Source organism: Streptomyces sp. NPDC051561 (assembly GCF_044454195.1).
GTDB lineage: Bacteria > Actinomycetota > Actinomycetes > Streptomycetales > Streptomycetaceae > Streptomyces.
In genome coordinates, this window is sequence record NZ_JBITDM010000015.1 from 158,346 (window position 1) to 183,717 (window position 25,372).

24 protein-coding genes are annotated in these 25,372 nt (G+C 72.2%); 12 read left to right on the plus strand and 12 right to left on the minus strand.

Annotated elements, in window-relative coordinates:
- Positions 1 to 455: 455 nt before the first annotated feature.
- Genes ACIA73_RS28600 through ACIA73_RS28615 form a run of 4 tightly spaced genes read left to right on the plus strand, consistent with a single transcriptional unit; the run spans position 456 to position 5,386 of the window.
- Entirely contained in the window at positions 456 to 1,676 is a 1,221-nt protein-coding gene (locus ACIA73_RS28600; RefSeq protein ID WP_399441652.1) for a polyprenyl synthetase family protein, read from the plus strand.
- A gap of 5 nt (positions 1,677 to 1,681) precedes the next feature.
- Positions 1,682 to 3,286 (plus strand): phytoene desaturase, encoded by a 1,605-nt coding sequence (locus tag ACIA73_RS28605; RefSeq protein WP_399441706.1) that lies wholly within the window; start codon positions 1,682 to 1,684, stop codon positions 3,284 to 3,286.
- Positions 3,273 to 4,310 carry a phytoene/squalene synthase family protein gene (locus tag ACIA73_RS28610; RefSeq protein ID WP_399441654.1) on the plus strand — a complete coding sequence of 346 codons (1,038 nt, stop codon included), beginning with the start codon at positions 3,273 to 3,275 and terminating at the stop codon, positions 4,308 to 4,310. Before ACIA73_RS28605 ends, ACIA73_RS28610 begins: the two co-directional genes overlap by 14 nt.
- Positions 4,307 to 5,386, plus strand: coding sequence for a DUF5914 domain-containing protein (locus ACIA73_RS28615; RefSeq protein ID WP_399441655.1), 1,080 nt, complete (start codon positions 4,307 to 4,309; stop codon positions 5,384 to 5,386). The genes ACIA73_RS28610 and ACIA73_RS28615 overlap by 4 nt, the downstream gene beginning before the upstream one ends.
- A gap of 95 nt (positions 5,387 to 5,481) precedes the next feature.
- Here the strand turns inward: ACIA73_RS28615 and ACIA73_RS28620 are convergent, their stop codons facing one another.
- The 6 genes from ACIA73_RS28620 to ACIA73_RS28645 form a co-directional block, all read right to left on the minus strand.
- Positions 5,482 to 7,026 (minus strand): FAD-dependent oxidoreductase, encoded by a 1,545-nt coding sequence (locus ACIA73_RS28620; RefSeq protein WP_399441656.1) that lies wholly within the window; start codon positions 7,024 to 7,026, stop codon positions 5,482 to 5,484.
- Entirely contained in the window at positions 7,023 to 7,775 is a 753-nt protein-coding gene (locus ACIA73_RS28625) for a class I SAM-dependent methyltransferase (protein WP_399441658.1), read from the minus strand. Before ACIA73_RS28625 ends, ACIA73_RS28620 begins: the two co-directional genes overlap by 4 nt.
- Positions 7,776 to 7,857: 82 nt before the next feature.
- The gene (locus ACIA73_RS28630) at positions 7,858 to 9,108 is read right to left on the minus strand and encodes a lycopene cyclase family protein (RefSeq protein ID WP_399441707.1); all 1,251 of its coding nucleotides are present in this window, start codon (positions 9,106 to 9,108) and stop codon (positions 7,858 to 7,860) included.
- A gap of 255 nt (positions 9,109 to 9,363) precedes the next feature.
- A complete protein-coding gene (locus ACIA73_RS28635) occupies positions 9,364 to 9,999 on the minus strand; it encodes a lipocalin family protein (RefSeq protein ID WP_399441659.1) in 636 nt (211 codons plus the stop codon).
- A 384-nt stretch (positions 10,000 to 10,383) separates the two neighbouring features.
- Complete coding sequence (locus ACIA73_RS28640) at positions 10,384 to 11,391, minus strand: MerR family transcriptional regulator (RefSeq protein WP_399441660.1); 1,008 nt, start codon at positions 11,389 to 11,391, stop codon at positions 10,384 to 10,386.
- Between the two features lie 184 nt (positions 11,392 to 11,575).
- On the minus strand, positions 11,576 to 11,863 hold the full coding sequence (locus ACIA73_RS28645; RefSeq protein WP_399441661.1) for a hypothetical protein: 288 nt from the start codon (positions 11,861 to 11,863) through the stop codon (positions 11,576 to 11,578).
- A gap of 365 nt (positions 11,864 to 12,228) precedes the next feature.
- Between ACIA73_RS28645 and ACIA73_RS28650 the strand changes: the two genes are divergently transcribed.
- Entirely contained in the window at positions 12,229 to 12,855 is a 627-nt protein-coding gene (locus ACIA73_RS28650) for an RNA polymerase sigma factor (protein WP_399441662.1), read from the plus strand.
- 336 nt (positions 12,856 to 13,191) lie between these two features.
- Positions 13,192 to 13,803 (plus strand): M23 family metallopeptidase, encoded by a 612-nt coding sequence (locus ACIA73_RS28655; protein WP_399441663.1) that lies wholly within the window; start codon positions 13,192 to 13,194, stop codon positions 13,801 to 13,803.
- 18 nt (positions 13,804 to 13,821) lie between these two features.
- Here the strand turns inward: ACIA73_RS28655 and ACIA73_RS28660 are convergent, their stop codons facing one another.
- Positions 13,822 to 15,303 (minus strand): fused MFS/spermidine synthase, encoded by a 1,482-nt coding sequence (locus ACIA73_RS28660; protein WP_399441708.1) that lies wholly within the window; start codon positions 15,301 to 15,303, stop codon positions 13,822 to 13,824.
- A gap of 316 nt (positions 15,304 to 15,619) precedes the next feature.
- The gene (locus ACIA73_RS28665) at positions 15,620 to 15,976 is read right to left on the minus strand and encodes a hypothetical protein (RefSeq protein ID WP_399441664.1); all 357 of its coding nucleotides are present in this window, start codon (positions 15,974 to 15,976) and stop codon (positions 15,620 to 15,622) included.
- Positions 15,977 to 16,628: 652 nt separating this feature from the next.
- Between ACIA73_RS28665 and ACIA73_RS28670 the strand changes: the two genes are divergently transcribed.
- Positions 16,629 to 16,967 carry a hypothetical protein gene (locus ACIA73_RS28670; protein ID WP_399441665.1) on the plus strand — a complete coding sequence of 113 codons (339 nt, stop codon included), beginning with the start codon at positions 16,629 to 16,631 and terminating at the stop codon, positions 16,965 to 16,967.
- Between the two features lie 167 nt (positions 16,968 to 17,134).
- Here the strand turns inward: ACIA73_RS28670 and ACIA73_RS28675 are convergent, their stop codons facing one another.
- Positions 17,135 to 17,509 carry a hypothetical protein gene (locus ACIA73_RS28675; RefSeq protein ID WP_399441666.1) on the minus strand — a complete coding sequence of 125 codons (375 nt, stop codon included), beginning with the start codon at positions 17,507 to 17,509 and terminating at the stop codon, positions 17,135 to 17,137.
- A 464-nt stretch (positions 17,510 to 17,973) separates the two neighbouring features.
- Between ACIA73_RS28675 and ACIA73_RS28680 the strand changes: the two genes are divergently transcribed.
- Both ACIA73_RS28680 and ACIA73_RS28685 read left to right on the plus strand, forming a co-directional pair.
- Positions 17,974 to 18,276, plus strand: coding sequence for a hypothetical protein (locus ACIA73_RS28680; protein WP_399441668.1), 303 nt, complete (start codon positions 17,974 to 17,976; stop codon positions 18,274 to 18,276).
- Positions 18,273 to 18,545, plus strand: a complete 273-nt coding sequence (locus tag ACIA73_RS28685; protein WP_399441669.1) for a hypothetical protein — start codon at positions 18,273 to 18,275, stop codon at positions 18,543 to 18,545. The genes ACIA73_RS28680 and ACIA73_RS28685 overlap by 4 nt, the downstream gene beginning before the upstream one ends.
- A gap of 20 nt (positions 18,546 to 18,565) precedes the next feature.
- Here ACIA73_RS28685 and ACIA73_RS28690 read toward each other — a convergent pair whose 3' ends face one another.
- Genes ACIA73_RS28690 through ACIA73_RS28700 form a run of 3 tightly spaced genes read right to left on the minus strand, consistent with a single transcriptional unit; the run spans position 18,566 to position 21,052 of the window.
- The gene (locus ACIA73_RS28690) at positions 18,566 to 19,486 is read right to left on the minus strand and encodes a sucrase ferredoxin (RefSeq protein WP_399441670.1); all 921 of its coding nucleotides are present in this window, start codon (positions 19,484 to 19,486) and stop codon (positions 18,566 to 18,568) included.
- A gap of 25 nt (positions 19,487 to 19,511) precedes the next feature.
- Positions 19,512 to 20,723 (minus strand): cupin domain-containing protein, encoded by a 1,212-nt coding sequence (locus ACIA73_RS28695; protein ID WP_399441671.1) that lies wholly within the window; start codon positions 20,721 to 20,723, stop codon positions 19,512 to 19,514.
- Complete coding sequence (locus ACIA73_RS28700; protein WP_399441672.1) at positions 20,720 to 21,052, minus strand: BatC protein; 333 nt, start codon at positions 21,050 to 21,052, stop codon at positions 20,720 to 20,722. Before ACIA73_RS28700 ends, ACIA73_RS28695 begins: the two co-directional genes overlap by 4 nt.
- Positions 21,053 to 21,430: 378 nt before the next feature.
- Between ACIA73_RS28700 and ACIA73_RS28705 the strand changes: the two genes are divergently transcribed.
- From ACIA73_RS28705 to ACIA73_RS28715, 3 genes are all read left to right on the plus strand, one after another.
- Complete coding sequence (locus ACIA73_RS28705) at positions 21,431 to 22,120, plus strand: haloacid dehalogenase type II (protein ID WP_399441673.1); 690 nt, start codon at positions 21,431 to 21,433, stop codon at positions 22,118 to 22,120.
- Between the two features lie 331 nt (positions 22,121 to 22,451).
- Positions 22,452 to 25,148, plus strand: a complete 2,697-nt coding sequence (gene lanKC, locus ACIA73_RS28710) for a class III lanthionine synthetase LanKC (protein ID WP_399441674.1) — start codon at positions 22,452 to 22,454, stop codon at positions 25,146 to 25,148.
- An 11-nt stretch (positions 25,149 to 25,159) separates the two neighbouring features.
- Complete coding sequence (locus ACIA73_RS28715) at positions 25,160 to 25,288, plus strand: SapB/AmfS family lanthipeptide (RefSeq protein WP_399441676.1); 129 nt, start codon at positions 25,160 to 25,162, stop codon at positions 25,286 to 25,288.
- Positions 25,289 to 25,372 lie beyond the last annotated feature (84 nt).

Sequence of the window (25,372 nt, forward strand, 5' to 3'; positions counted from 1 at the left end):
ACCCCACCCACCCCCCCCCCCCCCCCCCCTCACCCCCCCCCCCCCCCCCCCCCCCCCCCCCCCCCCCCCCCCCCCCCCCCCCCCCCCCCCCCGCGGCGGGTGCCCCGGAAAGCCGGGAGGCGGGTGCCCGCATTCGGGTGGGCGAGCCGGGGTCGGCGTTATCCAGCGAGGCATCGGGGGAGGCACCAGGCGCCGGGGTTCGCGCAGGTGGCCTCACGCACCCGCAGCGAGCCGGCTGGGGATGCCGCAGGGAATGTGACGGCCCCCGGTGCATCCGAAGGGGGCGGCGGAGGCGAAGACCCAGGACCGAGACCGCCGACGCCACGAAAGGCAGCGCGATGCACCGTACGAGGACGGGCGAGAGCTCCCCGGACGGCCATGAGATCCGCCCGGGGCCTGGCCACGAGCGACGAGCGGCTTCCGGGCGGTCCCCGGTGGGCCATGGCCCGCAGGCGATGCCCACCGGCGCCGCCGTGGCCGCCCGGCGGATCGACGAGGACGTTCCGGCAGCCGTGCGGCGCGTGCTGGAGGAGTTGCTGCACGAACGGCTGCGGGAGTGTGCCGCACTCGACGCCACGTTCGGCGTGGATGTCGCGGAGCGGGTCGCCGACTTCACGCTGAACGGCGGCAAGCGGCTGCGCGCCCAGTTCCTGTGGTGGGGGCTGCGGGCCTGTGGCGGAGGTTCGGGAGCCGGTACGGCGGACACCGCCCTGCGGTTGGCCGCAGGGCTCGAACTCATCCAGACCTGCGCCCTGGTGCACGACGACGTGATGGACGACTCCCCCGTCCGCCGGGGCCGGCCCGCCCTCCACATCGCGCTGGGCGCACCCCACGGCGGGGACGGACCGTTCGGCAGAGCAGCGGCCGTCCTCGCCGGGGACCTGGCCCTGAGCTGGGCCGACGACGTGGTGGCGGAGGCCTGGGACGCTGCCGAGGTAGCAGCGGACGTCCGAGCGCGGGTCCGCTCGCTGTGGCGGGCCATGCGGACCGAGATGGTGGCCGGGCAGTACCTGGACCTGCACGGCCAGGTCACCGGGTCCCGCGCGGCGAGTACCGCGATCCGCACCGCGACGCTCAAGAGCGCCCTGTACTCGGTGGAACGGCCGCTGGCTCTGGGGGCCGCCCTCGCCCGGGCGGACGAGAGGACCAGCGGGGCGCTGTGCTCGGCGGGCCGGTGCGCGGGCATCGCCTTCCAGCTCCGCGACGACCTGCTCGGCATCTTCGGCGATCCCCGCACGATGGGCAAACCGTCCGGTGACGATGTCCGCGACGGCAAGCCCACCTATCTGACGGCCCTCGCCCGCGCCCGTGCCGAGGTGTCCGGCGACCGGGCCGCTGCCGCCCTCCTCGATTCCGCCCTGGGCAACCCCGGGCTCGACGAGGAGGGCCTGGAACGAGTCAGGCACGTACTGGTGGAAACCGGCGCCCGGGACCTGGTGGAGACCAAGATCCAGCGGCTGGTCGCCTCGGCCCACCGGCATCTGACGTCGGTTCCGCTCCTGCCGCAGGCCGAGGGACGGCTGCGGGAACTCCTGGGGGCCGTCGCCACCGTCCGCGTACCCCCGACCGATCACGCGCTCCACGCCGGACGCGGCGGACCGAAGAACGCCGGGCGGGGCACGCGGACGAGCCAAGGCCCGGCCGGGGCCGCATTCCGTGAGGAGACGATCGTATGAGCGCGATGAACCGCGCGGGAGCATCGGCGACGAGGACGCTGCCGGGACCCACCGACCACGTTGTCGTGGTCGGGGCGGGCCTGTCCGGACTGTCCGCCGCCCTGCACCTGCTCGGCGCGGGACGCCGGGTCACCGTCGTGGAGCGGGCCGGTGAACCCGGCGGCCGGGCGGGCCTGCTGGACCGGGGCGGCTACCGCATCGACACCGGCCCGACCGTGCTCACCATGCCGGACCTCGTCGAGGAGGCGTTCGCCGCCGTCGGCCACTCCCTGAGCGGACGGCTGGAACTGCTGGAGCTGCACCCCGCCTACCGGGCCCGGTTCGCCGACGGCAGCGCGCTGGACGTGCACACCCGGGGCCCGGAGATGGAGGCGGAGATCGCCCGGTTCGCGGGGGCCCGCGAGGCCCTCGGCTACCGGCGGCTGCGGACCTGGCTGGAGAAGCTGTACCGGGTGCAGATGCGCCGCTTCATCGACGCCAACTTCGACTCCCCGCTCCAGCTCCTGCACCCCGACCTGGCACGGCTCGCCGCACTCGGCGGGTTCGGCAGGATGGACGCCCGGATCGGCAGCTTCCTCTCCGACGAGCGGCTGCGCCGCGTCTTCACCTTCCAGGCCCTGTACGCGGGTGTGCCGCCCGCGCGGGCCCTCGCCGCGTACGCCGTGATCGCGTACATGGACACCGTGGCCGGGGTGTACTTCCCGCGCGGCGGCATGCACGCACTGCCGCGCGCGATGGCCGGCTCCGCCGCCGAGGCGGGCGCCGACTTCCGCTACGGGCACGACGTGACCCGCCTGGAGCGCTCCGGCACCGGCGAGCGGATCACCGCCGTCATCACCGACCAGGAGCGCATCCCCTGCGACGCGGTGGTCCTGACCCCCGACCTGCCGGTCGCCTACCGGCTGCTGGGCAGGAGCCCGCGCCGCCCGGCGCCGCTGCGCCACTCGCCGTCCGCGGTGATCCTGCACGCGGGCACCGACCGCACCTGGCCGGAACTGGGCCACCACACGATCTCCTTCGGCGGCGCCTGGAAGGAGACCTTCCGGGAGCTGACCCGCACCGGGGACCTGATGTCCGACCCCTCCCTGCTGATCACCCGCCCCACCGCCACCGACCCCTCGCTGGCGCCGCCGGGCCGGCACCTGCACTACGTGCTGGCGCCCTGCCCCAACACGGTCGTCGGCCCTGACGTACGCGAGTGGGCGGACCTCGGCCCCCGCTACCGCGACAGCCTCCTGCGCACCCTCGCCGCCCGCGGCCTGGAGGGCTTCGGCGCGGCGATCGAGGAGGAGTGCCTGGTGACGCCCGCCGACTGGAGCGCGGACGGCCACGGCGCCGGTACGCCCTTCTCGGCGGCCCACACCTTCCCGCAGACCGGCCCCTTCCGGCCGCGCAACCTGGTGCGCGGCACCGACAACGCGGTCCTCGCCGGTTGCGGCACCACCCCCGGGGTCGGCGTACCGACCGTCCTGATCTCCGGGAAGCTCGCGGCCGCCCGGATCACCGGCGCCGATCTGCCCGCCCGTGCCGCCCGTATGCCCGGCCCCGCACTCCCGATCCAAACCACCGACCCCGCAGCCCGGAAGGCGCCCCTGCATGACCGACCGTGAACTCGACGCCGCCGGCATTACCGATGCGGCGCTGCGTGCGGCGTACCACCACTGCCGCGGGCTCAACGCCCGGCACGGGCGCACCTATTTCCTGGCGACCCGGCTGCTGCCCGTGGAACGCCGGCCCGCCGTCCACGCGCTCTACGGCTTCGCCCGGTGGGCCGACGACATCGTCGACGACCTGCACTCCCCGGCCACCACCGCACACCGTTCGGCAGCCCTCGACACGCTGCGCGCACGGCTGACGGCAGGCCTGGCCGGGGAACACAGCGACGAGCCCGTGGTGTGCGCGCTGGCGGACACCGCCGCCCGGTACGACATCGAGCACCGCCTCTTCACCGACTTCATGGCGTCCATGCGCAGCGACCTGACCGTCACCGACTATCCGACGTACGACGACCTGCGGGCGTACATGCACGGGTCGGCGGCGGTGATCGGCCTCCAGATGCTGCCGGTCCTGGGGACCGTCGTGCCGCGCGCCGAGGCCGCCCCGCAGGCCGCAGCGCTCGGTGTGGCCTTCCAGCAGACCAACTTCCTGCGGGACGTGGGCGAGGACCTGGACCGCGGCCGGGTCTACCTGCCGGGCGACCTGCTGGCCGCGCACGGCGTCGACCGGGATCTGCTCGCCTGGAGCCGGCTGACCGGGCTCCCGGACCGGCGGATCACCGCCGCGCTGCGACACTTCGCCGAGCTGACCCGCACCGTGTACCGGGAGGCGGCGCCGGGGCTGAAGCAGCTCGACCCGGTGGCCCGCCCGTGCATCCGTACCGCCTTCGTGCTGTACGGGGCGATCCTGGATGCCGTCGCGGACGACGGGTACCGGGTGCTGCACCGGCGGGCCGTGGTGTCCCGGCGACGGCGGGCGGTGGTGGCCGCCGACGGGCTGGTGCGCCTCGCGGCGGCCCGGTCCCGCGCGGCCGGGTCACGTCGCACGCACGGTGCCGCGGCCGCGGCGAACCGGCGCGCGGTCGTGGGCGGGGGCGCTGTGGCGCGCGACGGACAGGTTCGGAAGGAGACGGTGTGAACGAGGACAGGCGACCGGACGGTGACGGCGGTTCCCCGCCCGCGAACGGGCGGTTCCCGTTGCGGCTGCGGCGCGCCCCCGTGTCCTGGGAACGTCAGCGGCCCACGTGGCGCGACGCCTCCCCCGGGGTGATCGCCGCCGCGCTGAAGCGCGCGCAGGCCCGCCCTTCCGGCAACTGGTACGTGGTGGGAAGCTCCGGCTGCGTCCCGGCCGACCGGCCGTTGGGGCGCCTCGTCGCCGGGGCCGAGGTCGTGCTCTGGCGCGGCGAGGACGGCAGCGTACGGGCCGGGGCGGGGTCGTGCCCGCATCTGGGCGCACCGCTGAAGGACAGCAGGGTGCGGTGCGGCACGCTCGTCTGCCACTGGCACGGACTGGCCCTGGACGGCGGCCCGTTCGCCGGGTGGGAGCCCTACCCGGTGCATGACGACGGGGTGTTGCTGTGGGTCAGGCTCGACCGGGTGGGCGGTGAGGAGCCGTTGGAGCGACCGGTGGTGCCCCCGCGTCCTGACCCGGTCTCGTCGGTCGCGGCCGTCTGCACGGTCGTGGGGCGCTGCGAGCCGGAGGACGTGGTGGCCAATCGCCTCGACCCGTGGCACGGGGCCTGGTTCCACCCGTACTCCTTCGTGGATCTGACGGTGGTCGGCTCGCCGGGTCCGCAAGCCGCCGACCGTGACCACTCGGGGGTGGCGGGGGAGGACGACCACGCAGGGGAGGACGCGTTCGTGGTGGACGTGTCCTTCAAGGTCGCCGGGCGTGCCGTGGTGCCGGTGCGGGCCGTCTTCACCGCGCCCGAGCCACGCACCGTCGTCATGCACATCACCCGGGGGGAGGGGGAGGGTTCGGTGGTGGAGACGCATGCCACTCCGCTGGCCCCGGACGCCTCGGGGCGCCCGCGCACGGCGGTGGTGGAAGCGGTCGTCGCGGCGTCGGACCGCAGGGGCTTCGCCGTGGCGAGGGCGGCCGCGCCCGCACTGCGTCCGCTCATGCGTGCGGCGGCGGGGCGGCTGTGGCGCGACGACCTCGCGTACGCGGAGCGGCGCTGGACACTGCGCAGCACGGGGCGGTTCCCGGGCTGAGGCCCGTGGCCCATGGCCCGCGCGCCCGGCCGGTACCGCTCGCCACGCGTGCGGTACCGGCCGGGCGTGCGGTCAGGTCACCGGCCGGTGCGGCGTCAGGTCGCGGCCAGGGCGGCCAGCGTCCGCAGGCCGGGCACGCGGCCGCGGGCGGGGACCGTCCAGAGCGTCTGGCCGCGCAGCCCCCACTGCCCGAGGAGTTCGTTCGCGGCGAGGAAGCCGGTGGTGGCGGCTCGCTCCATCAAGGCCACGGGGAGGCTGGTGCGCACCAGGTCGCCGGCGAGGACCACGGTCGGGTCGGGGGTGTGCGTGCCTGGCCGGTCGCGGTGGCCGCCGACCTCGAACAGCGGGCAGTCCGCCCGCCATTCGTGCCGTACGTCGACGGTCTTGGCGTCCCGCGTCTCCGGGTACACCCGGTGCAGTTCGGCCCTTGCCCGGTCCTGGACCACTTCGCGGTCGGCCCCCGGGTCGACGGCGTACGCGTGGAGTTCGACGACCGAGCCGCCGGTGCGGGCGGCCCAGCGCGCCGCCTCGCCCTCCCAGTGGTCCAGCACGCTGACGTTGTCCAGCGGACCGTACCCGCCGGTGCCCAGGAAGCCGGGCCGGTCGGCGGCCACCGGGCGGTCAAGCCAGTACCGGGAGACGAGGAAGGGCGGGGCGGTGCGCAGCCGGGCGATGCGCTCGCGCCAGGCGGCGTTCCCGAGTGACGGCGAGTTCCCGACCACGTGCTGGAGGCCGCCGGTGTCCAGGGCCAGGACCAGCCGGTCGTACGGCTCCTCCCCCGCGTCCGTGGCGACGGCGACCCCGCCGCCGCGAACCGGGGTGACGCCGTGCACGGGTGTCCCGGTGCGCAGTCGCACACCGTGCCCGGCGAGATAGCGCCCGAGGGGGTCCCAGAGGGCGGCCGGGAACGGTTCGCGGGGGACGTCGAAGAGCAGCCCCTCGCTGGAGCCGAGGAAGTAGATGTGGAACATCAGGACCAGTTCGGCGGCGGACAGCTCGCGCGGGTCCGCGAAGAAGCTCCGGGAGAACACCTCGAACGCCAGGTGGTCGGCGGCCTCGGGAAAGCGGATGCCGGTGAGGAAGTCCCGGGCACTGACCTTGTCGAGACGGTGGTACACCTCCGGCACCCGGACGTCGAGCAGGGGCAGGGCGGCGCGCGGATTCATCCGGGCGAGATCACCCCATCCGAAGGCGGGACTGAGCGCGACGAAGCCGAGCGCGCTCCAGGGCGGGGTGCGCGGCACCCGGGCGAAGCTGTCGCGCAGGCCGTCGCTGTGCTGGAGGGGATAGTCGGGCAGCTTGGTCAGGACGTCCAGGCCGGGGTCGACGCGCCGGATCAGGCCGCGCAGGTTGTAGTACTGCCGGAAGAAGGCGTGGAAGCCGCGGCTCATGGTGGCGGTGGAGCCGTCGGCGAGTGCGGTGGACCATCCGGCGAGGCGTCCGCCGAGGGTGTCCTCGCGTTCGTACACGGTGACGCGGATGCCGCGCTCGGCGAGTGCGGTGGCCGCGGCGAGGCCGGCGATGCCGCCGCCGACGACGGCTACCGAGGGGGCCTCGCCCTGGACACGGGCGCGTCCTGCGGGGCCGGGCAGGATCTCCGCGCGGCGGTCGCGGCCCCGGCGGGGCGCCCTCGTCCTCATCGGGACATCTCCGCACCGGCCGGGGCCGGGTACGCCGTCGCGCTCGGGGCGGCGGCGAGGACGGTGTGCACGATGCCGGTCTGCCAGCCGGGCATCGGCAGAACGCGTACGGAGGCGAAGCCGGCGCGGCGCACCCGTGCCGCGAGCCGGTCGGCGGTGTCGAACTCCACCACGCTGCGCAGCAGGTGCCGGTAGAGGTCCCCGTCGCCGGACGCCCGGCCCGCCGGCAGCACGATCCCGTGGCACACCGCGCTCCACACCATGCGGTCGAGGGGCCTGCCGCTGAGGGTGTACTCGTGCACGGCGAGCCGTCCGCCGGGGGCGAGAAGTGCGCGTACGGCAGTCAGGACGGCGTCCGGGTCGCGCACGTTGCGCAGCAGGTAGGCGGCGAGCACCGCGTCGAAGGGGCCATGTACGCCCGCCTCTTCGAGGCCTTCGGCAGGTGCGTGGACGAAGGTGACGCCCGACGGCCAGGGCTTGGCCCGGGCCTGCTCCAGCATCCTCCGCGAGGCGTCCACGGCGACGATCTCCGCCTGTGGGGCGGCCCGCAGGAGGGCCGCGGTGGAGGCGCCGGTCCCGCAGCCCAGGTCCAGCAGTCGCAGACCCGCGGCACCGTCCGGCAGGCCGAGTCGGCGGGCGGAGCGTCGCAGGTGGGAGTGGTAGCCGGGGTTGGCCGCCGTGAGCCGGTCGTAGGTGTGGGCGGCATGGTCGAACGCGGTGGACAGGGCGTCGTCGCGGAGCAGGCTCATGCGGTCCTTCCGGGGGTGATCGAGGTGGGGTTGGTGGGCGTGGTGGGGCGGATGCGGGCTGCCGGGTGCGGGCGGGCGTCGGTCACGCAAGGGGTCCGGTTTCCGGGGCCGGTGGCCCGGTCTCCTCGTGCCCGGGGCGCCCGCCGGCCGGGATGCCGCGCGCCCGGGTGTCCGGGCGTCTGCGCAGCCACGGCAGTTCGGCGGCCGTGCGCAGCATCGGCAGGACCGGGGTGCGCAGGCCGAGGGCGAAGTCCTCGCGGCAGGTGGTGCGGCCGTCCAGGAAGCGGAGCATCCGCTCCGGTCCCGCTTCCCGGAAGAGCTGGGTGAAGAACCGCGTCCCGTCCACCCGTCCGGTGGCCAGTGCGCGCAGCAGGACGCCGTCCATGGCCCGGGAGCGGGCCGGGTAGGCGGGCGGCGGCAGCGGCGGGCGACCGCGGGCCAGGGCGTCCGCGACGGCTCGGCTCTGCCGCTGCACGGCGGCGAAGGTGTAGCCGGTGGACGGCCGGGTGGCACCGCCCGCGGTGCCGATACGGAAGGCCGAGGACCCGGTGCGGCGGGGGAAGCGGGCGTCCGTCATCGGGATCACGCCCTGCTCGGTGCCCGTCACCTCGAACGCACCCAGCCCCAGGACCTGGGAGGTGTAGTGGTGCAGGGCCCGGTCGTAGCCGGTGTCGTCCAGCGGCTGCGGGGAGAATTCGGTGTACTCCACCAGCGCCCGGCACGGGTCGAGCGGCAGCACGTACCCGAAGGAGAGCCCGTGTGCGGGCTGGGGGGTGCGGAAGTCCATCAGGTCGGCGACGGCGGGGTCGAAACACGGCTGTGCGGTACGGACGAACCAGCCCCGGAAGTGCTGGAGCAGCAGGGTGCGGGCCGGGGGCAGGGCGCGCGGCGGCCGGGAGTCGAAGACCCAACGGGCGCGCAGACGCAGTGGCGTTCCCCCCTCCGTGGTCCCCCGTACGACGGCACCGGGGCGCAGGTCGTCGATGCCGTCGACGGTCGCCGTCGTCCGCCGCAGGTGGGGGGCGGCGTCGAGCCGTGCGTTCACCAGCCGCTCGAAGTCGGTGGAGCGCAGCATCTTGTAGCGCGTGGGAGCCAGCGTGCAGTCGACGGTGTCCCCGGCGTGCCCGCGCAGCCGCAGCCGGTCCCAGGAGGCGGTCAGCGCCTCGTCGTACGCGCCGCCCGGCTCCCCCCAGAAGCACCAGGTGCGCTCCGGCGGCCGCAGCGGTCCTGGTGGCGCGTCGATCAGGGTTACGTCGGGCCGGCGGCCGGGGGCGGGTGCGCAGAGCCGGTGGACGAGGGAGAGTCCGGCCGCCCCGGCGCCGATGACGGCGATGTCCGTGTCATAGGCCTCGGCGTCGTAGGTCCTACTGCCGTGCGTCTTCGTGCCGTGCCACGGGACCGGGCGGCCGGGGTCGGCCGGGGCACGCGGTTTTCGGGCCTCGGGGGTACGTGGGTGTGAGGGGTGCAAGGGGGCGCCTCCGTCCATTCCTCTCGCGCCGAAGAGCCGGTCGACCAGGATTCCGTACGGGAGGCGCATTCGGATGCACGTCGACCGGCGACGGCGAGGATCGGCGCCGGCCGGCGGAGGTCAGCAGAAGGGTGCGCTCGTACCGGAGCCGCCGTCCTGCCGGGTCGTCAGGAAGGAACACGGGTCGAGACCCGCCGCGCGGATCGCGTGCCGGGCGGCCTGCTGCCGGGCCGGGGAGAGGCCAGGGGTGCGGGAGAGCACGAATCCGGACCGCCGTGCGCTGTCCGTCACCACGGCCCAGCGGTGGTCGGGTGCGAGCCCGACGACGATGTAGTTGGCGTTCTCGCCGTGCTGGTGGACGCCGTCGACGGCGACGAAGGAGACGTTCAGCCGCGATCCGGTGGCATCGAGCGGCTTGGCTTCGCCCTCGATGGAAGTGGCGCGCCCCTGCCAGGTGGTGCAGCCATTGCGTACGGAGAGAGAGCCCGACGGCCGCAGTCCGTAAACCCCATGGACGTTCTTCGCGCACTTGGCTTCGAACGCCCGTGGCACAGCGGCGAACTGGAACCAGTGGCCGAGGTAGCGCGGGACGTCGAGGACGCCGACGGAGGCGGGTTCGCCGGCCGGGACCGGTGCGGCGTGCGCTTCGGCGGAGGAAGCCGGGGCGGCGGGCGCGGCACCCCCGGCCGTGAGAACGCAGGCCGTCGCGGCGGCGAGGGCGACTGCGGTACGGGCGGCTGAGCGGACGAACTTCATCGAGGAGCTCCCTTGGGCCGGTCCGATCTGTCGGCGGCCAGGCTTCGGTGTGACGGCACGTTCGGTGTGACGGCACGTTCGGTGTGACCACACAGTGGCGCTGGCCCCCGTCGCCGGCAGCCCCGGTTTCGGCACTGACACGGACGACGACGGCCTTTGCGGACCTTCGCTCCGTGACGCCCCGTCGGATGCGCCGCAGCGCAGCCACGGGGCGGAGTTCCCTCGTACGAGTGAGTCGAACCGTCGGCCGTCGGCCGGTCGACGCGGTCCCTCAAGCTCGTCGGCGCCACAGGCTGGGGGAAGCGAGCAGGGCGGCCGACGCCCCGGGGCGGCGGGCTCGTACGACAAGCGGCGTCGCTGCCGACGCCCGGGGTGACGGATTGCTCACCGCGAGGCGGCCGAGTGCCGTCGGCGGCCGCGTTGGTGCTGTGCCACACGCGCTTCCACGGCCGCGACGGCCTCCGCGAGCCCCTGCGGGCGGGCATGTGCCGAGGTACCGGACCAACCGGGCCCCAGCGCGAGGACGGCGGGTTTCCTGCGGGCTCCCTGAGGGCCCCATCGCAGATCCGCCACGCGATCGGCGAGCACACGGTCTGCCGTGGCGCGGGACTGCGCCCACAGACCGACGACCACGGGTCCGGTTCGCTCGACCGCCCCCAGGAGGTTCTCGGCCGGCAGTGCGGCGCCGAACATGCGCACCGGGAGGGCGCGTTCGGTCAAGGAGGCCGCCAGAACCTCCAGCGGCAGCGTGTGGCTCTCCTGCGGCACGCAGGCCAGCAAAGTGACGGCGCCGCGCGACCTGCCCGGGGGCAGCGGAGAGCAGGCCCGCCGGAGCGCACCGGAGACGTGCCAGGACAGGAAGTGCTCGACCTCGACGTATCTGTCGGGTTCTCCCTCCCACTTCCGGCCGGCCGCGTGCAGCGCGGGCATGATCACTTCCGTCCAGGCGGTGATCAGCCCGAGGTCCCGTATGACGGTCGTCAGCAGCTCGTCCAGAGTGCCCGCGTCAAGGCGCAGGGCCGCCCGGGCGACGCCCCGGCACTCCGCCCGCACACTGCCCAGGCGCATCCCCCCGCCCGCCCGGCCGCCCGCACTCGTGGGCGCCGGGATCGATGGCTGGCCGGCCGGCGGCGGGAGGCTGCCGATCACCAGGCGGGCCGCCTCGGCGGGCGGCACACCCGTCGAGGTCAGCCCGCACATCCGCTCCAGCCGGGCCATGTCCTGCGGGCTCCAGCGGCGGTGGCTGCCCTGCGTACGCGTTCCGGCGCCGATGCCGTAACGCCGGTCCCACGAGCGCACGGTGGTGGGCGACACCCCCAGGCGCCGGGCGACCTCTCCGGTGGAGAAGCTCGCCTCCCCCGGTTCCTCCGCCGCCTGCGTTGTCCTGTCCACGACCCGACCGTACGTCGTGGAAAGGGCCCGCCGGGGTCGTCAGCGCGGCAGACCGTCTCGCGGGACGGCTCCTGCCGCAGGGCGCGGGGACGTCGCAGCAGCGGGCGCACCGGACGGGCGGGACAGCTCGGGCCCCTTCGGGCGCCCGGGGGCGGGTCTGTCCGGGGCGGGTGTGCGCACGGAACTACGCGTCCTCGTCGTCGTCGAGGTGCATCCGTGCGGCGACGGACTCCCACACGGATGCGGGAGGTTCGACGAGCAGGTCCTCACTGCTGATACCGCGTGCTGTCCGGACCACCGCCCGCAGTTCGGCGAGTTCACCGCGGCAGCGGTCGCAGAGCCGGAGGTGGTCGCGCTGGTACGGGGTGAGCCGGACGGGATCGGGAGGACAGAGGGAGATCTCGGCGAGCTCGTCGGAGTCCAGGTGGCCGGGCATGGTGACCTCCGCGCGAACTGAGGATGCGCTGGACATGGGGCGGAACCTGGGAGCCGCCGGGCCACGGCGGCCCAGGCTCACCGCAGCCCCTCCGGAGGGGCTCGAACGGGCGGGCCTGCGGCACCGATTGATACCGGGCATCGCCGGTCCCTGGATGCGCATTCACTCCACTCCTTTCCGGCGCCTGCCCGCATCCGGCCACGAAGTCGGCCCAGGCAACTCCCGTGACTACGCCACTGACCTGCGGGTCCGCACTGCCGGGCCACAACGGGCGGGGTTCGCGCGGGCCGCACACGGCTCCTCCCAAACCGATGCCTAACCAATGCGAGTTGGGTCGCCGGAGCGAACTGCCGAACGTTGATCGACGTCGCGAACCGGCTCCAGACCGCGAGGAGTGCACCATGCCCCCAGCTCTGCCCGCCCTGCCTCGTGCGGCGGACATCGCCCACCCAGCTCCGGCCCCCGACGCGCTCGCCGGCGCCGAAGCCGCCATCGCCGACGGGCTCGCCCGGGGCGAAGAAGCCGCCCTTGCCGCCGCGTACGAGCGCTGGGGTTCCCTGGTGTACTCCCTGGCACTGCGAGCACTGCGTGACCCACAGGACGCGGAGGATGCCACCCAGCAGGTGTTCTTCGCCGCCTGGCGCGGACGTAACGGATTCGACCCGGCCCGGGGATCGTTGGGCGGATGGCTGGTCGGCATCACACGGCACGCGATCGCCGACGGCCTCGCCGCCCGCACCCGCCGCGCCAGACTCACCACTCTGGCCACCGCCCACCAGGAGGACGCGCTGCGCCACTCGCAGCACAACGAGAGCGAGGAGGCCCTGACCCGGGTTCTCCTCCTGGAGACGCTGAGCCGGCTGCCCGCGGTCCAGCGGCGTCTGCTGGGGCTGGCGATCTGGGGCGACCTGACACATTCCCAGATCTCCCGTGAGACGGGCCTGCCGCTGGGAACCGTGAAAAGCCACATCCGCCGAGGCTTGCAGGCCCTCCGCAAGATCATCGAGACACCGTCGTTCCCGGGGTGACCCGGCCTCCGCCCCCGCCCGGGGATGACGGGAAGTCAGGCAGTACCGGGGCGTCGAGGCCGATCCGGCCCTGCCGGGCGCCATCACCCTCCGCATGGCGTTGCGGTACGCGCTTCTCTGAGGACGGCCGCTTCGCCGCCCGGCGCACGGCGGCCGGGGTGTACACGGCACGGGCCCGGGATGTGTACCTGCACGGCGGCCCCGTGGTGTGCACAGGAAACATCCGCCGGGGGGCGGGCCCGTCCCCCGTACGCTCGGCTGGGCGTGCGTTCCGGGGGCAGTGCGCTTCAGGTCGATGTTATGAAGCGATTTACGACAGATGCCTGCGCGGGGTCCGTGACCCGGCGATCCGCGCTGCTCGCACTCGGCCTGGTGCTGTGGCCGCCGCCCGGCCCTGCCTCCGCCACGACCCCCTCGGCGCAGGACGACGCCTGTCCGCTGGGACACGACCCGGTGTTCGAGGACGACCTCACCCGGGCGCTCACGCAACTCCCCGCACTCGCCGCCGACCGCGGAGAACGCCACGGCCCCGTTCCCCGCGGGTCGAAGCCACTGCGCCGCCCGTACCGGGTGAGCACCCGCTACGGGGTCCGGGGTGACTGGCTGGCCGGCCACCACACCGGCATCGACCTTGCGGTGCCCACGGGGACGCCGGTGCACGCGGTGGGCGCGGGCGTCGTGATGCTGGCGAAGTGGTCCGGCTCCTACGGCCGAGCCGTGACCGTTCGGATGACGGACGGCCACTTCGCCGTGTACGCCCACCTGTCCAGGATCGAGGTGCGCCAGGGAGCCCGGGTGAGGGTGGGGCAGCGATTGGGCAGGAGCGGCAACACCGGGCGCTCCAACGGCCCGCACCTGCACCTGGAGATCAGGGCAAGGCGCCAGTACGGGAGCGACGTGAACCCCACCTCCTACCTCGCGCGCCGAGGCGTCCGGCTGGTCACCTGACGCACCGGGATGCGCCGGTTACCGGCTTCGTCGCGGGCTGGGCTGGAGGAGTTGGTCGACGGGCGCGAAGTCGTCAGTGAGCGGTTGGGCGTCAGCGATCCACGTGGTCAGGGCGGCGCCCGTTGCGATTCTCCAACCGGTGTGCCGGGCGTCGAGCGCTTCCTGGGTCGCACGCAGATCGACGGGCCGGTGGGAGTTGGAGGCGAGCACCACGAAGTTGCCCCCTACCCGGGTACCGCTCGAACCGGTGCCGATGTCGGCGGGCCTTCCGAGGAGGGAGACCTGCTTGAAGGTCGCCCGGAGGGTTGCTACTTCGGCGCGGGCGAAGGCCAGGTCGCCGTGGTCGATGAGGTTGGCAACGTAAAGGCCGTTCGTGGTGAGCACACGCCGTACCTCAGCCAATGCTTCTGCCGTGGTGAGGTGCCAGGGCACGCTGACACCTCCGAAGGCGTCGCCGACCACGAGGTCACGGCTTCCCGGATCCAGTCGCCGAAGGCCGAGCCTGCCGTCCTCGACACGTACCTCGGTGCGAGGATCCGGACTTCCGAACCGGGTGTGGTCGACGCGCACGACCCCGCTGTCGATTTCCGAAACCACGTTGCGTGTCCCGGGCCGCGTGGCTGCCAGGTACCGGGGCAGAGTGAGGCCGCCTCCGCCCAGATGGTGGGCGACCAGGGGCTCACGTTCGGGAAACACGGCATCGACAGCGGACGCGACGGCGCGCACGTAGGTGAACTCCAGGTGGGTCGGATCGGCAAGGTCGACGTACGAGTGCCGAACACCATCCAGGACCAGCGTGCGGCCGCCGTCACGGGCAGGGTCCGCGACGACGCGTACGCAGTGGTACCGGGTCTCCGTGTCGCAGTCACCGGGCACGACCGCACTGGCGAGTCCCCCGGCGACGACCACGAGGGCCAGCGCCGGAGTACCCGTCCACCCCCACGTTCGCCACCCGATCAGCGCCGAACCAACCAGCAGCAGCGTTCCGAGGCCGATCAGAATCCCGCTGACGGGCCACCGGGACACAAAGACGAAGCCGGTGAGAACGGTGCCGACGATGGAGCCCGCGGTGCCGACGCCGGACAGGCGGCCAACCACTGTTCCCGTCTCGGTGAGGCTGGTGAGGCGCAACTTGGTCACGAGCGGTGTCACCGCGGCGAGCAGCGCGCCCGGCACGAGGATGGTCAGCGCCGCGACCAGAAAGAGCGTCACCGGCACCCACTCCGCAGCGGCGCGCAAACCAGCGGGAGTGAGCGCCACAACCGCACCCGATACCCCGAGCGCGGGAGCGATGAGCCGCCGTGGTTCGAGCCGGTCGGCGATGAGCCCACCCAGCCAGGAGCCGAGGGCAATGGCGGTGAGGGCGATCCCGATGACCATCGTGCTCGTCTCAAGGGTGAGCCCGAGGTACGGAGCCAGCAGCCTCAGGGCGGCGATCTCGACCACCAGGACCGCGGCCGAGGAGCCGAACACGAGCGCGGCAGCCACGCGGGGCCCCAGCCCATGGACACGAGACGTGCGCTTGGCAGATGACACGGGGGGCGGTTCAGTCACCGGTGGCGTCCATTTCCTCTGGCGGGCCAGCACATTGATTCGCCCGAAGGCGGATGCCGCGCCCGCCCCCGGTTCTCAACCACCAGCCTCCCAGAGATGAGCAACGAGGCCCCCGGGCAACGTGATTGAGACGTCTGGACATCTCGATCCGCAGCCCGGGGGCCTCGTGCGCCGCGCTTCACGGCCCGTCACCCGATCGATGGCCAACGCGAAGAAGCCCAGTGCTTCTCTCGTCGCCCCTCACCTCGACCTCGCGAGGGCTCTACTCGTTGAACCAGATGGACTTCACGGTGGCGCCGCCACCGTTCCAGGAGAGCCACATCTGGTATTCCCGCAGGTTACCGATGTTGTATCCCTTTTTGTCGCAGCCCGAGTCTCCGCCATCGGTGACGGTGAGAACAAAGTCGTTGGAACCGGATTCCAACAGCTTTCCTGTGACTCCGTGGCCGTCCGCCTTGGTGTCACAGACCTCGAACATGTCCCCGTCGTCGATGAAAGTGAACTTGCCGTGACTGTTGCTGATGGTTCTGTTTGTGTCGGCCATGGCCGGTGTCGCCGTGCCGGCGATTACGGCGGCAACGGCTGCGCCGGCCACAGCGATACGGGAGAACGATTTCACGGTTGCTTCCTCTTTCTCTTTTCCCCGCCGAGCTGCGGGAAAGTCCGATCGGCGCTGAGCCTAGGCCAGCGCCACTGTTTAGCAAGCGGTTTCGCAAGACCGGCCACCATCCGAATCACGTACGGAGAGTGACAGAGAGGGTGCTCGCATACAGGGTGCCAGCTCGGTGATGGTGCGATTCGGGACACCGTGGCCAGCAGGATCGGAGGCGCCGAACACTGCGCGTACAGAAAGCGCAGTCTAGTGATGTACGTCACGTTCATGAATGCTTTATGAATTGATAAATGGTGGCAACTCATTCATCAATACGCCAAAAAGGTCGCCTCCCGGTGCCCCCGGAAGCCCGGTAAGCGAATCCGCATACATGTGTGGCGCAGATCACTTTCCATTCAGGTTAGTACGCGCCGTGTCGGCCGCTTTCGCTTTTGCCCCTTTTCTGCGTCCAGAATCACACGATCGCCGAACCCGTGCCCTGTATGCACGCTGCGTGCATGTCACGCTCTGTTCCTGAGGAGGTGAACCGGAATTCGGGAAACCGCTTGCTAAATAATTGCCCTGGCCTAGGCTCAGCGCCGATCGGACTTCTCGGCCAGTGGGGAAAAGAGAAAGAGGAAAAACTGTGAAATCGTTCTCCCGTATCGCTGTGGCTGGTATGGCAGTTGCCGCCGTACTCGTCGGCACGGCAACACCGGCCATGGCCGTCTCGAACAAGACCATCAGCAACAGCCACGGCAAGATGACGTTCATCGACGACGGGGACATGTTCCAGGTCTGCGACACCAAGGCGGACGGCCACGGCATGACCGGTGAGCTGGTCCAGGTCTACCCCGACGGAAGCAACAAGGTGCGCCTCACCGTCACCGACGGCGGCGACTCCAATTGTGGCAAGAAGGGCTACAACGTCGGCAACCAGTTCAACGAGCTGTACGAGATGTGGCTCGCCTGGAACGGCGGCGGAGCCACCGTGAAGTCCGAGCGGTTCAACGAATAACAGCCGACCACCGGCAAGGGGCACCGGCCTTGGTCAGGCCGGTGCCCCTTGGGTGTGCGCGATCGGGCGTGAGCAATCGGGTGCCCGTAGCCCGTAGGTAGCCCGTAGCCCGTCACGACCAAACACTTGCCGTGGTACGTCCGGATTCGCAGGCAAAAGGGTGGGGTCTACTCGTTGAACCACTCGGACTTCACTTCATAGCCGTCGCCGTTCCACGAGAGCTGCATCTGGTACGAGCCGCTCTGGCCGACGTTGTAACCGTCCTTGCCGCAGTTGGCGTCGCCACCGTCGGTGATGTAGAGCTTCTGGTTGTAGTCGTTGTCGATCAGTCGACCCGCAACGCCATGGCCGTCCGCCTTGGTGTCACAGACCTGGAACATGTCCCCGTCGTCGATGAACGTCATGCTGCCCCGGCCGCCCGGGAGCTTGATGACCTTGTTCGAGACGAGAACGTCGGCGGCCAGGGCGGGTGTTGCCGCGGTGACGAACACGGCGGCGGCGGTCGCGGCCACCAGGACTATGCGGGCGAGCGGGTTGACCATTATTTCCTCTTTCTGCAAAAGGCCTCGGGAAACTGCCGGCAGCCCCGAACGATCGGCGCTGAGCCTATGTCAGGAGAATGGCTTGGCAAGCGTTTTCCTCGGCGAGCGCCCCACCCCCGTAACCGGCGCGGCTTGTGAGCCTCGGACACGCTGAGCACACACGGCGTGCGGGCGTGATCCGCATCACATCAGCGGCTGATGGGCACCACCGGCGCAGGAAGAGCCTTCGGGGCGTTCTGATTGCCGCGCCCGTGGTGCTCATCGGCGTGATCGTGATTCTGGTTGCACGAGCCGGCTCAGCAGCGCGTGCGATACGTCGGTACCCGCGTACTCGGGAGCCGCAGACAGCACGTTGGCAAAGGACTTTCGCAGCCGTACCGGCTTGCACGGATCCGAATCCCCCAGGGCCGTACCGCTGCCGGGTGTTGGGCGAGTAGCGTCGACGGCGACGACGAGGAGGCATCGTGACCGCACAGCCCGACCACCAGGCCGACCGGCCCGGCTCCACTCCCCCGCCCATGCGCACACTCGCCGAGTTGCGCGCCGCGCTCGGCGTCTGGGGGTTCCCCGGCGACCTCACCGAGTTCGAGAAGGAACTCAATACCCTCGACCTCGACGACCTCACCCGCATCCGCAGCCTCATCCAGGAGTTCCGGCACCGCGTGATGCTGCGCTGCGACCCGCAGGCCATGGCCGCCGTCATGCGCAGCACCGAGGACGTCGCGTTCGAGCTGGGGCAGAGGATGGCCGAGGGGAACGCCCGGTGACCTACGCGTTCTACAGCGACGCCGCCGAGAAGATCCGTACCGAGCTGACCCGCTCCGAGCGGGCTGCCGTCGAGGCCGTCCGTCGGGCGTTGCAGGACGACCCCACCCCGGACCACGCCCGCGCCCTCCCGGGCACCGACCCGCGCAGCCGGTCGTACACCATCCCGCTGGTGCCCGCGCAGACCGGCGGCCGTGGCATCAGCGTGGTGTACCGCAACGACCTGGACCTGGACGCCGCGCTCATCCTGTGGCTGATCGCAGGACCGTGAGGCCACCCTCAACGCGCGGGTCACACCGCGCGCAGGGCGGTGACCTCGTGGACGAGGGCGGAGCTGCGGAACCGTCCGTGGCAGGTGAGTTGCCTCGCCGGAGTGCGGTGGGAGGTGACTTCGACGTCGTAGGACGGCAGGCCGGGTGCGATTCCCGCGACGCGGATGAGCCACCGGTCGTTGTCACGCACCGTTCGCTCCACGGCGTAGTCGTGCCGTCCGGCAGGTCCCGACTCGCGGAGGACCGCGGCCACGGCGACCTGCTGGGCCGGGGTGAGGTCGGTGTAGCCGCGCAGGTGGTTGGCGTGGATACGGTCGGCCAGGTGGTGTTCGACGGCGGTGAGGGACGTGCCGGCGTCGAGGTTGCCGTAGTAGACGCCGTCGGGGGCGACGACGACGCTGGCGGCGAACCTGTCGCCCCCGATGTGTGTGCACTCCCAGACCAGCTCGGGCCAGCGCTCGCCGAGCGCCTGTGCCACCGGGCGGCCTCGCACGGCGCAGCAGGTGTCGTGCGGGCCGTGGGTGCAGACGAGCAGGACGGGAGGGCGGCCGGGGCCCGCTTCTCCGGTCGCGTTCGGGGCGTCGGGCGGGTCCAGGGCCTGGGCGATCGCTGCCAGGTCCCAGTCGTCGTTCCAGGTGCCCCACTGCTGGCGGTGCGCGCCGTCGCGGTCGCCGTGCAGGACGGCCCAGCGCTTCGGGCCTTCCGAGCGGCGGCGGCCGGGGCGCCTGATCAACAGGATGCGGGCTCGCACCGCTTGGGCCGCGGCGTAGACGCGGGACTTGGTCGCCGGTTCGAGGTCGAGCCCGTCGTAACCGTTGGACGGCCAGCCGCCCCGGTACTCGATGAGAATCCAGACGGCGCCGTACGGTGCGGTGCCCGCGAGTGGATCACCGCGCTCGCGGGCTGCCTCGGCGCAGAAGAAGCGGGCCGGCGCCGTCACCGCGGCTGCTTCCGCGTACGGCACCTCATGGGGCTGCGGGCATCAACACGCCCGCGCGCAGCAGCCGTTCGACGAGCTCGCGTCCGAGGTCGGCCGTGGTGTGCGGCTCGCCGTCGAGGAGACGCCGTACGGTCGGCAGGTCCCGCTCCGGGAAGTCCAGCCAGCCCACGCGTGTGGTGAGGCGCGGGCCCTCCAGCCGGGCCGCCAGGGCCTCGCGCAGCCGCACCGGGGTGTCGGCGGTGAGCGTGGCCACGGCCGTGAGCTGGGCCAGCGGCCCCATGGGCTCTGGGCGGGCCTGGCTGCGGCGGGCCCGGTGGAACAGGGGCGCGGGATCGGCCTCGGCGAGAGCGGCGGTCAGGCGTTCCCGTACGTAGGCCAGGTCGCCTTCCGGGTCCGGGGTGTCCACGCCCAGCGGCAGGGAGGCGCGCATCGCGGGGTCGTCGCGCAGCAACTCCAGGGCGGCCTGGGCGAGTTGCTCGGCCAGTGCGTGGCGCGTTCCGTTATGGATGCCCAGCGTCAGATGCACCGACACGGCGCCTTGCGCCTCAGCGGCGTGCAACCAGCCGCGCGGCAGGTAGAGCACGTCTCCGGGCTCCAGCAGGGTGTCGATGCGCGGTTCGCCCTGGGCCGCCTCGGTGACCGCCGCCCTGTGCTCGGTCCACGGCTGGTCCCGCAGCGGGTCGGGGTGTACGGGCTCGTGGACGACCCAGCGTTTGGTTCCGGCGATCTGAAGCACGAAGACGTCGTGCACGTCGTAGTGCGCGTCGAATCCACGATTCTGCGGAGGGGTGACATAGGCGTTGGCCTGTACCGGGTGCCCCAGCTCCGTACCGAGCCGGGAAGCGAAGTCGGTGACGGGCGCCCAGGTGCGCTGCAGTGCTTGCAGGACCAGCGTGGCGCCGTCGGCGAAGCTCCGCCACAGCGCGGTGTCGTCCAGTTGGTCGGTGATGGTGGCTCCGACGCCGCCGGAAGAGGTGAACGACGTGTCGGGGAGAGTGGCCCCGTTCTTCGCCACGCGGAGGAACGGTGTACGCAGCCCTCGCCGTGCGATCAGCTCGTCCACGGCCGCCGTGGAGAACAGGTCGGAGAAGTCGCTCGCCGCGCGGGTGAGGAGCGGGGATCGTGCCCAGACGTCCCGGGCGAATTCGTCACGGCTGAGGCTGATGAGGCGTCCCTCCAGGAGACCGCGGCCCTGGTCGGCCGCGGTCTCCTGGAGGGTGAGGGACCCCAGGCTCAATTTCCGCCGCCGGACTCTTCGGCTCCGCCGTCCGCGCCGCCGTCCTGCACACCGGGCGTACCCGCGGCGCCGCCGTCGGCGGGACCCTCGGCTCCACCGTCCGCACCGCCGTCATGCACTCCCGGCGTACCCGCGGCGCCGCCGTCGGCCGGGCCTTCCGCTCCACCGTCCGCACCACCGTCATGCACACCGGGCGTACCTGCCGCGCCGCCGTCGGCGGGACCCTCGGCTCCACCGTCCGCACCACCGTCATGCACTCCCGGCGTACCCGCCGCACCGCCGTCGGCCGGGCCTTCCTGCTCGTTCGGGTCCTGGTCGGGGTGAGTCATGTTTCCTCCTGCGCATCGGGGGGCGCTGAGCACCAAGGAAGATCCTTGTTCGGCCCCAGGTACCCCTCACACGCTTACTCACACGGGCCTCAGCGGCAACCGGAGGCCCACGGGGCAGCGGGCCTCCGGGGCTCACCGGTCCGGAGAGAGCCGGGCCTCACTGACCTTGGCTGATCATGTGGATGTCCCCCGGGCGTGCTGCGGACCCGGTCGTGCGTCGCAGGCTTGGCGGGCGCGGTGGCCGATGACGTTGAGGCGGTTCCCGTACGGGCCGCGCGGTTCCGGAATGCAGGTGGCTTCCAGCCGCGTTCAGCCAGCAGCCAGCAGCCACTCTTGTGCCCCTGCCTCGTCCGGGAGACCTCTCTCATGTCAGATCTCATGTCAGAGCCAGATATCGATGCCGTCGTGTTCGACGTGCTCGGCACGCTCGTCGACGAACCCGCCGGTATCCGCGCCGGCATTCGTGCACTCGACCCCTCGCTCGACGGTCCCAGGGTCGAGCAGCTTCTGTCGCTGTGGCAGCAGTACATCGACCGCGAGCAACGGCGCATCCTCGATGGCGCCCGGCCCTATCGCACCAGCGACGTCCTCGACCTGGAAGCCGCCCGACTCGTCGCTGATGCTGTCGGCGTCGACGACCCGACCGCCGTAGCGGCTCTGGCCCTGTCGGGCCGCAGGCTCCCGCCGTGGCCCGACACCGTGACAGGGCTCGCCCGACTCGCCGAACGGTTCCCGCTGATCGGACTCTCCAACGCGAGCCGGACGGCGCTGCTGGGTCTCAATGCCCACGCCGGACTGCGCTGGCACCAAGCGCTGTCCGCCGAAGACGCCCGGACCTACAAGCCGGACCCAGCGGTCTACCAACTGGCCGTCACCGTTTCCGGACGACCGCCGGAGCGACTCCTGATGGTCGCAGCCCACGCCTGGGACCTGCGCGGAGCACAGCGCCTCGGCCTACGCACCGCCTACGTCGCCCGCCCCGTCGGCGACCCGCCCACATCCTCGGACGGGTTCGACGTGCACGCCGACGATCTGGCCGGCCTGGCCGACCAACTCGCCCGAGCGTAGGAGTGTGTCCCGAGGAGGGTCATCGGCCGGGCCGGAGTCGGATCGAGGCGAGGCGAGGCGAGGTAGCGACGGTCGCGGCGGGAGGAGTACGCCCTGTGGGCGGTGAAGGTCGACGGAAGCGGTGCTCCCCCCGCGGTTCGCGTGCCCGCAGTCGATGGCTCGGCTGCGGACTCGTACCGTAAAGCCCTCACTTCTCCCGTAACGCCCGCATTCCGCTGGTGAGTTATGCATGGTCGTACGGTGACAATTGTGACTGCCGGGCCCCCGAGTGCGCGTGACAGATTCGTTTCGTCAGCAGGCCGCGAGGTGGGGCGAGGGCGAAGGAGAGCGCGTGAACAAGGGGTACGCCGTGTTCTGCGACGCGGACCGGCACTTCTACGACGCGCCGCACCGGATGAGCGCCGACGCCCACGGGGGCAGCAATGCGCTGTACCCGGCGGCCGTGCGGCCTGTGCCCGAGGGCTGGCAGCGTCACCGGTCGGGCGACTGGCTGGCGTTGCGGCCGGTGGAGAGCCGGCTGCCCGCGCAGGGCTGGAAGATCCATGTGTCGGCGACGCTCGACAACGCGCAGTCGGTGCTGGAGCGGGTCATGGAGTACTGCGTGCCGCGCTCCGTCGCCTTCAAGTTCGTGCCGAGCCGGTATCTGCTGCACGCTCGCAACGCCAAGTACGCGGACCGCAGCGCCAGCGGGAAGTTCCTCACCGTCTACCCGGCGGACGACGCGCAGTGCCGGGAGGTCGCCACAGACCTGGACGCCCTGCTGGCAGGGGAGCCCGGCCCGTACATCCTGAGTGATCTGCGCTGGGGCGAGGGCCCCGTCCATCTGCGGTACGGCAGTTTCACCCGGCGGCACAGCTACGACGGGCGCGGTGAGCTGCGCCCGGCGCTGGAGAACGCCGAAGGGGTGCTCGTGCCCGATGTGCGCGGGCCCGTCTTCCGGGTGCCGGAGTGGATCGAGGTGCCCGAGTGGCTGCGGCCGCATCAGGAGGCGCGTGCCGCCGCGACCGTCGCGGAGCTGCCGTACGTGATCGAGAAGGCGCTGCACTTCTCCAACGGTGGCGGGGTGTACGCGGGGACGGACCGCAGGACCGGGGCCAAGGTCGTGCTCAAGGAGGCCAGGCCGCATGCGGGGCTCGCGGCCGACGGGGTGGACGCGGTGGGCCGGCTGGCCCGTGAACGGGACGCGCTGGAGCGGCTGTCGGGGCTCGGGTGCACTCCTGAGGTGCTGGATTCCTTCGTGCTGGGCGAGCACCACTTCCTGGTGCTGGAGTTCATCGAGGGCAAGCCGCTCAATTCGTTCTTCGCGCGCCGGCATCCGTTGATCGAGGCCGATCCAGGACCGGAGCGGCTCGCCGAGTACACGGCGTGGGCGCTGCGCATCCACGCGCTGGTGACGGACGCGGTGGCCGCGGTCCATGCGCGGGGTGTGGTCTTCAACGACCTGCATCTGTTCAACATCATGGTGTCCGAGGACGAGTCGTCGGTGGTGCTGCTGGACTTCGAGGCCGCCGCGCCCGCGTCGGAGAACCGGCGGCAGACCGTCGCCAACCCGGCGTTCGTGGCTCCTGCGGACCGGCGGGGCTTCGACGTCGATCTGTATGCACTGGCCTGTCTTCGGCTTTCCCTGTTCATACCGCTGACCAGCCTGTTCGCACTGGACCGGGGGAAGTCGGCACATCTGGCGGAGATCGCGGGCCGGCAGTTCCCGGTCCCGGAGTCGTTCCTGCGGGAGGCGGTCGAGGAGATACTGCGCGATCCGCGGGTGCGGCCGTCCGCCTTCGGGGTGGGTGGTGCAGGGGGCACGGGTGGTGCGGTTGGTTCCGTCGCCGCAGAGCCGTATCTCCCCGTCTCCCCCGGCGATTGGCCCCGCAGCCGCGACTCCCTGGTGGGCGGCATCCTCGCTGCCGCGACGCCCGGGCGTGAGGACCGGTGCTTCCCCGGCGACATCGCACAGTTCGCCACCACCGGCGGCGGGCAGAGCTTCGGCTACGGCACGGCCGGGGTCCTGTACGCGCTGGCCGAGAGCGGGGCCGGACGGTACGTGGCCGGGGAGGAGTGGCTGCTCGCCCGTACCAAGGAACCGGACTCCGGACATCCGCTCGGCTTCTACGACGGGCTCTCCGGCATCGCCTGGACACTGGAGCGGCTCGGCCACCGCCCCCGCGCCCTGGAGCTGGCCGAACTCTCCCTCGCCCAGCCCTGGGAGGCGCTCTCCCCCGACCTGCACAGCGGGCTCGCCGGGCTGGGCCTCGCCCTCGACGCGCTCGGCACGGCGTGCGGCGAACCCGCTCTGCACGACGCGGCGCTGCGCTGCGCCGATCTGCTCGCCCGGCCGAACGACGGTGCCCCGGACGGCAGATCGCCGCGCGCCGGGCTCCTGTACGGGGCCTCCGGCAGCGCTCTGCTCTTCCTGCGGCTGTACGAGCGCACCGGCGACGACGCCCTGCTCGACCTCGCCGCCGACGCGCTGCGCCGTGATCTCGACCGCTGTGTGCGCGGTGCGAGCGGCACCCTCCAGGTCGACGAGGGCTGGCGCACGATGCCGTACCTGGGGGCGGGCAGTGTCGGCATCGGGGCGGTGCTCGACGACTTCCTCGCCCTCCGGCCCGACCCCGCCGGGCCTGAGGGCGAGTTCGAGCGGGCCCGCCGGGACATCGTGGGCGCCGCGCAGGCCACCTTCTACGCGCAGCCCGGCCTGTTCCGGGGTGCGGCGGGCATGGTGCTGCACCTGAGCCGGACCACGACCGGCGGCCCCGGCACCCGGCCCGCCGACGTCCGGCGTCAGATCGACGCGCTCAGCTGGCACGCCGTACCGCACCGTGGTCAACTCGCCTTCCCGGGCGAGCAGATGATGCGCCTTTCCATGGACCTCGCGACCGGTTCCGCCGGTTGTCTGCTGGCACTCGCCGCCGCCTCCGGTCAGCCGACCGTCGAAGGCAGGCACGCGCAGCTGCCCTTCCTGCCGCCACTGCGGCCCCAGAGCCGGCCCCCGTCGGGGGCCGTACCAGAAACACACCGTCCCCAGTGAGAGGAAATGCCATGAGCATTCTTGACCTCCAGTCGATGGAGACCCCGAAGGAAGAAGCGATGGGCGACGTCGAGACGGGCAGCCGCGCGAGCCTGCTCCTCTGCGGCGACAGCAGCCTGAGCGTCACCACCTGTAACTGACCTCGTACGTAACTGACCGTCGTACGTGACGGATTGGGCACCCTGACCCGTTACGGACCGTCAGTGGTCGCGGGCCCCGGCCGG

Excerpts from the sequence above, each read along its gene's own strand:
- ACIA73_RS28600 (WP_399441652.1), top strand. The coding sequence starts at position 456 with ATGCCCACCGGCGCCGCCGTGGCCGCCCGGCGGATCGACGAGGACGTT.
- ACIA73_RS28610 (WP_399441654.1), top strand. The coding sequence starts at position 3,273 with ATGACCGACCGTGAACTCGACGCCGCCGGCATTACCGATGCGGCGCTG.
- ACIA73_RS28625 (WP_399441658.1), bottom strand. The coding sequence starts at position 7,775 with ATGAGCCTGCTCCGCGACGACGCCCTGTCCACCGCGTTCGACCATGCC.
- ACIA73_RS28700 (WP_399441672.1), bottom strand. The coding sequence starts at position 21,052 with ATGACTCACCCCGACCAGGACCCGAACGAGCAGGAAGGCCCGGCCGAC.
- ACIA73_RS28620 (WP_399441656.1), bottom strand. The coding sequence starts at position 7,026 with ATGAGGACGAGGGCGCCCCGCCGGGGCCGCGACCGCCGCGCGGAGATC.
- ACIA73_RS28605 (WP_399441706.1), top strand. The coding sequence starts at position 1,682 with ATGAACCGCGCGGGAGCATCGGCGACGAGGACGCTGCCGGGACCCACC.
- ACIA73_RS28715 (WP_399441676.1), top strand. The coding sequence starts at position 25,160 with ATGAGCATTCTTGACCTCCAGTCGATGGAGACCCCGAAGGAAGAAGCG.
- ACIA73_RS28635 (WP_399441659.1), bottom strand. The coding sequence starts at position 9,999 with ATGAAGTTCGTCCGCTCAGCCGCCCGTACCGCAGTCGCCCTCGCCGCC.
- ACIA73_RS28675 (WP_399441666.1), bottom strand. The coding sequence starts at position 17,509 with ATGGTCAACCCGCTCGCCCGCATAGTCCTGGTGGCCGCGACCGCCGCC.
- ACIA73_RS28705 (WP_399441673.1), top strand. The coding sequence starts at position 21,431 with ATGTCAGAGCCAGATATCGATGCCGTCGTGTTCGACGTGCTCGGCACG.
- ACIA73_RS28650 (WP_399441662.1), top strand. The coding sequence starts at position 12,229 with ATGCCCCCAGCTCTGCCCGCCCTGCCTCGTGCGGCGGACATCGCCCAC.
- ACIA73_RS28645 (WP_399441661.1), bottom strand. The coding sequence starts at position 11,863 with ATGTCCAGCGCATCCTCAGTTCGCGCGGAGGTCACCATGCCCGGCCAC.
- ACIA73_RS28670 (WP_399441665.1), top strand. The coding sequence starts at position 16,629 with ATGGCAGTTGCCGCCGTACTCGTCGGCACGGCAACACCGGCCATGGCC.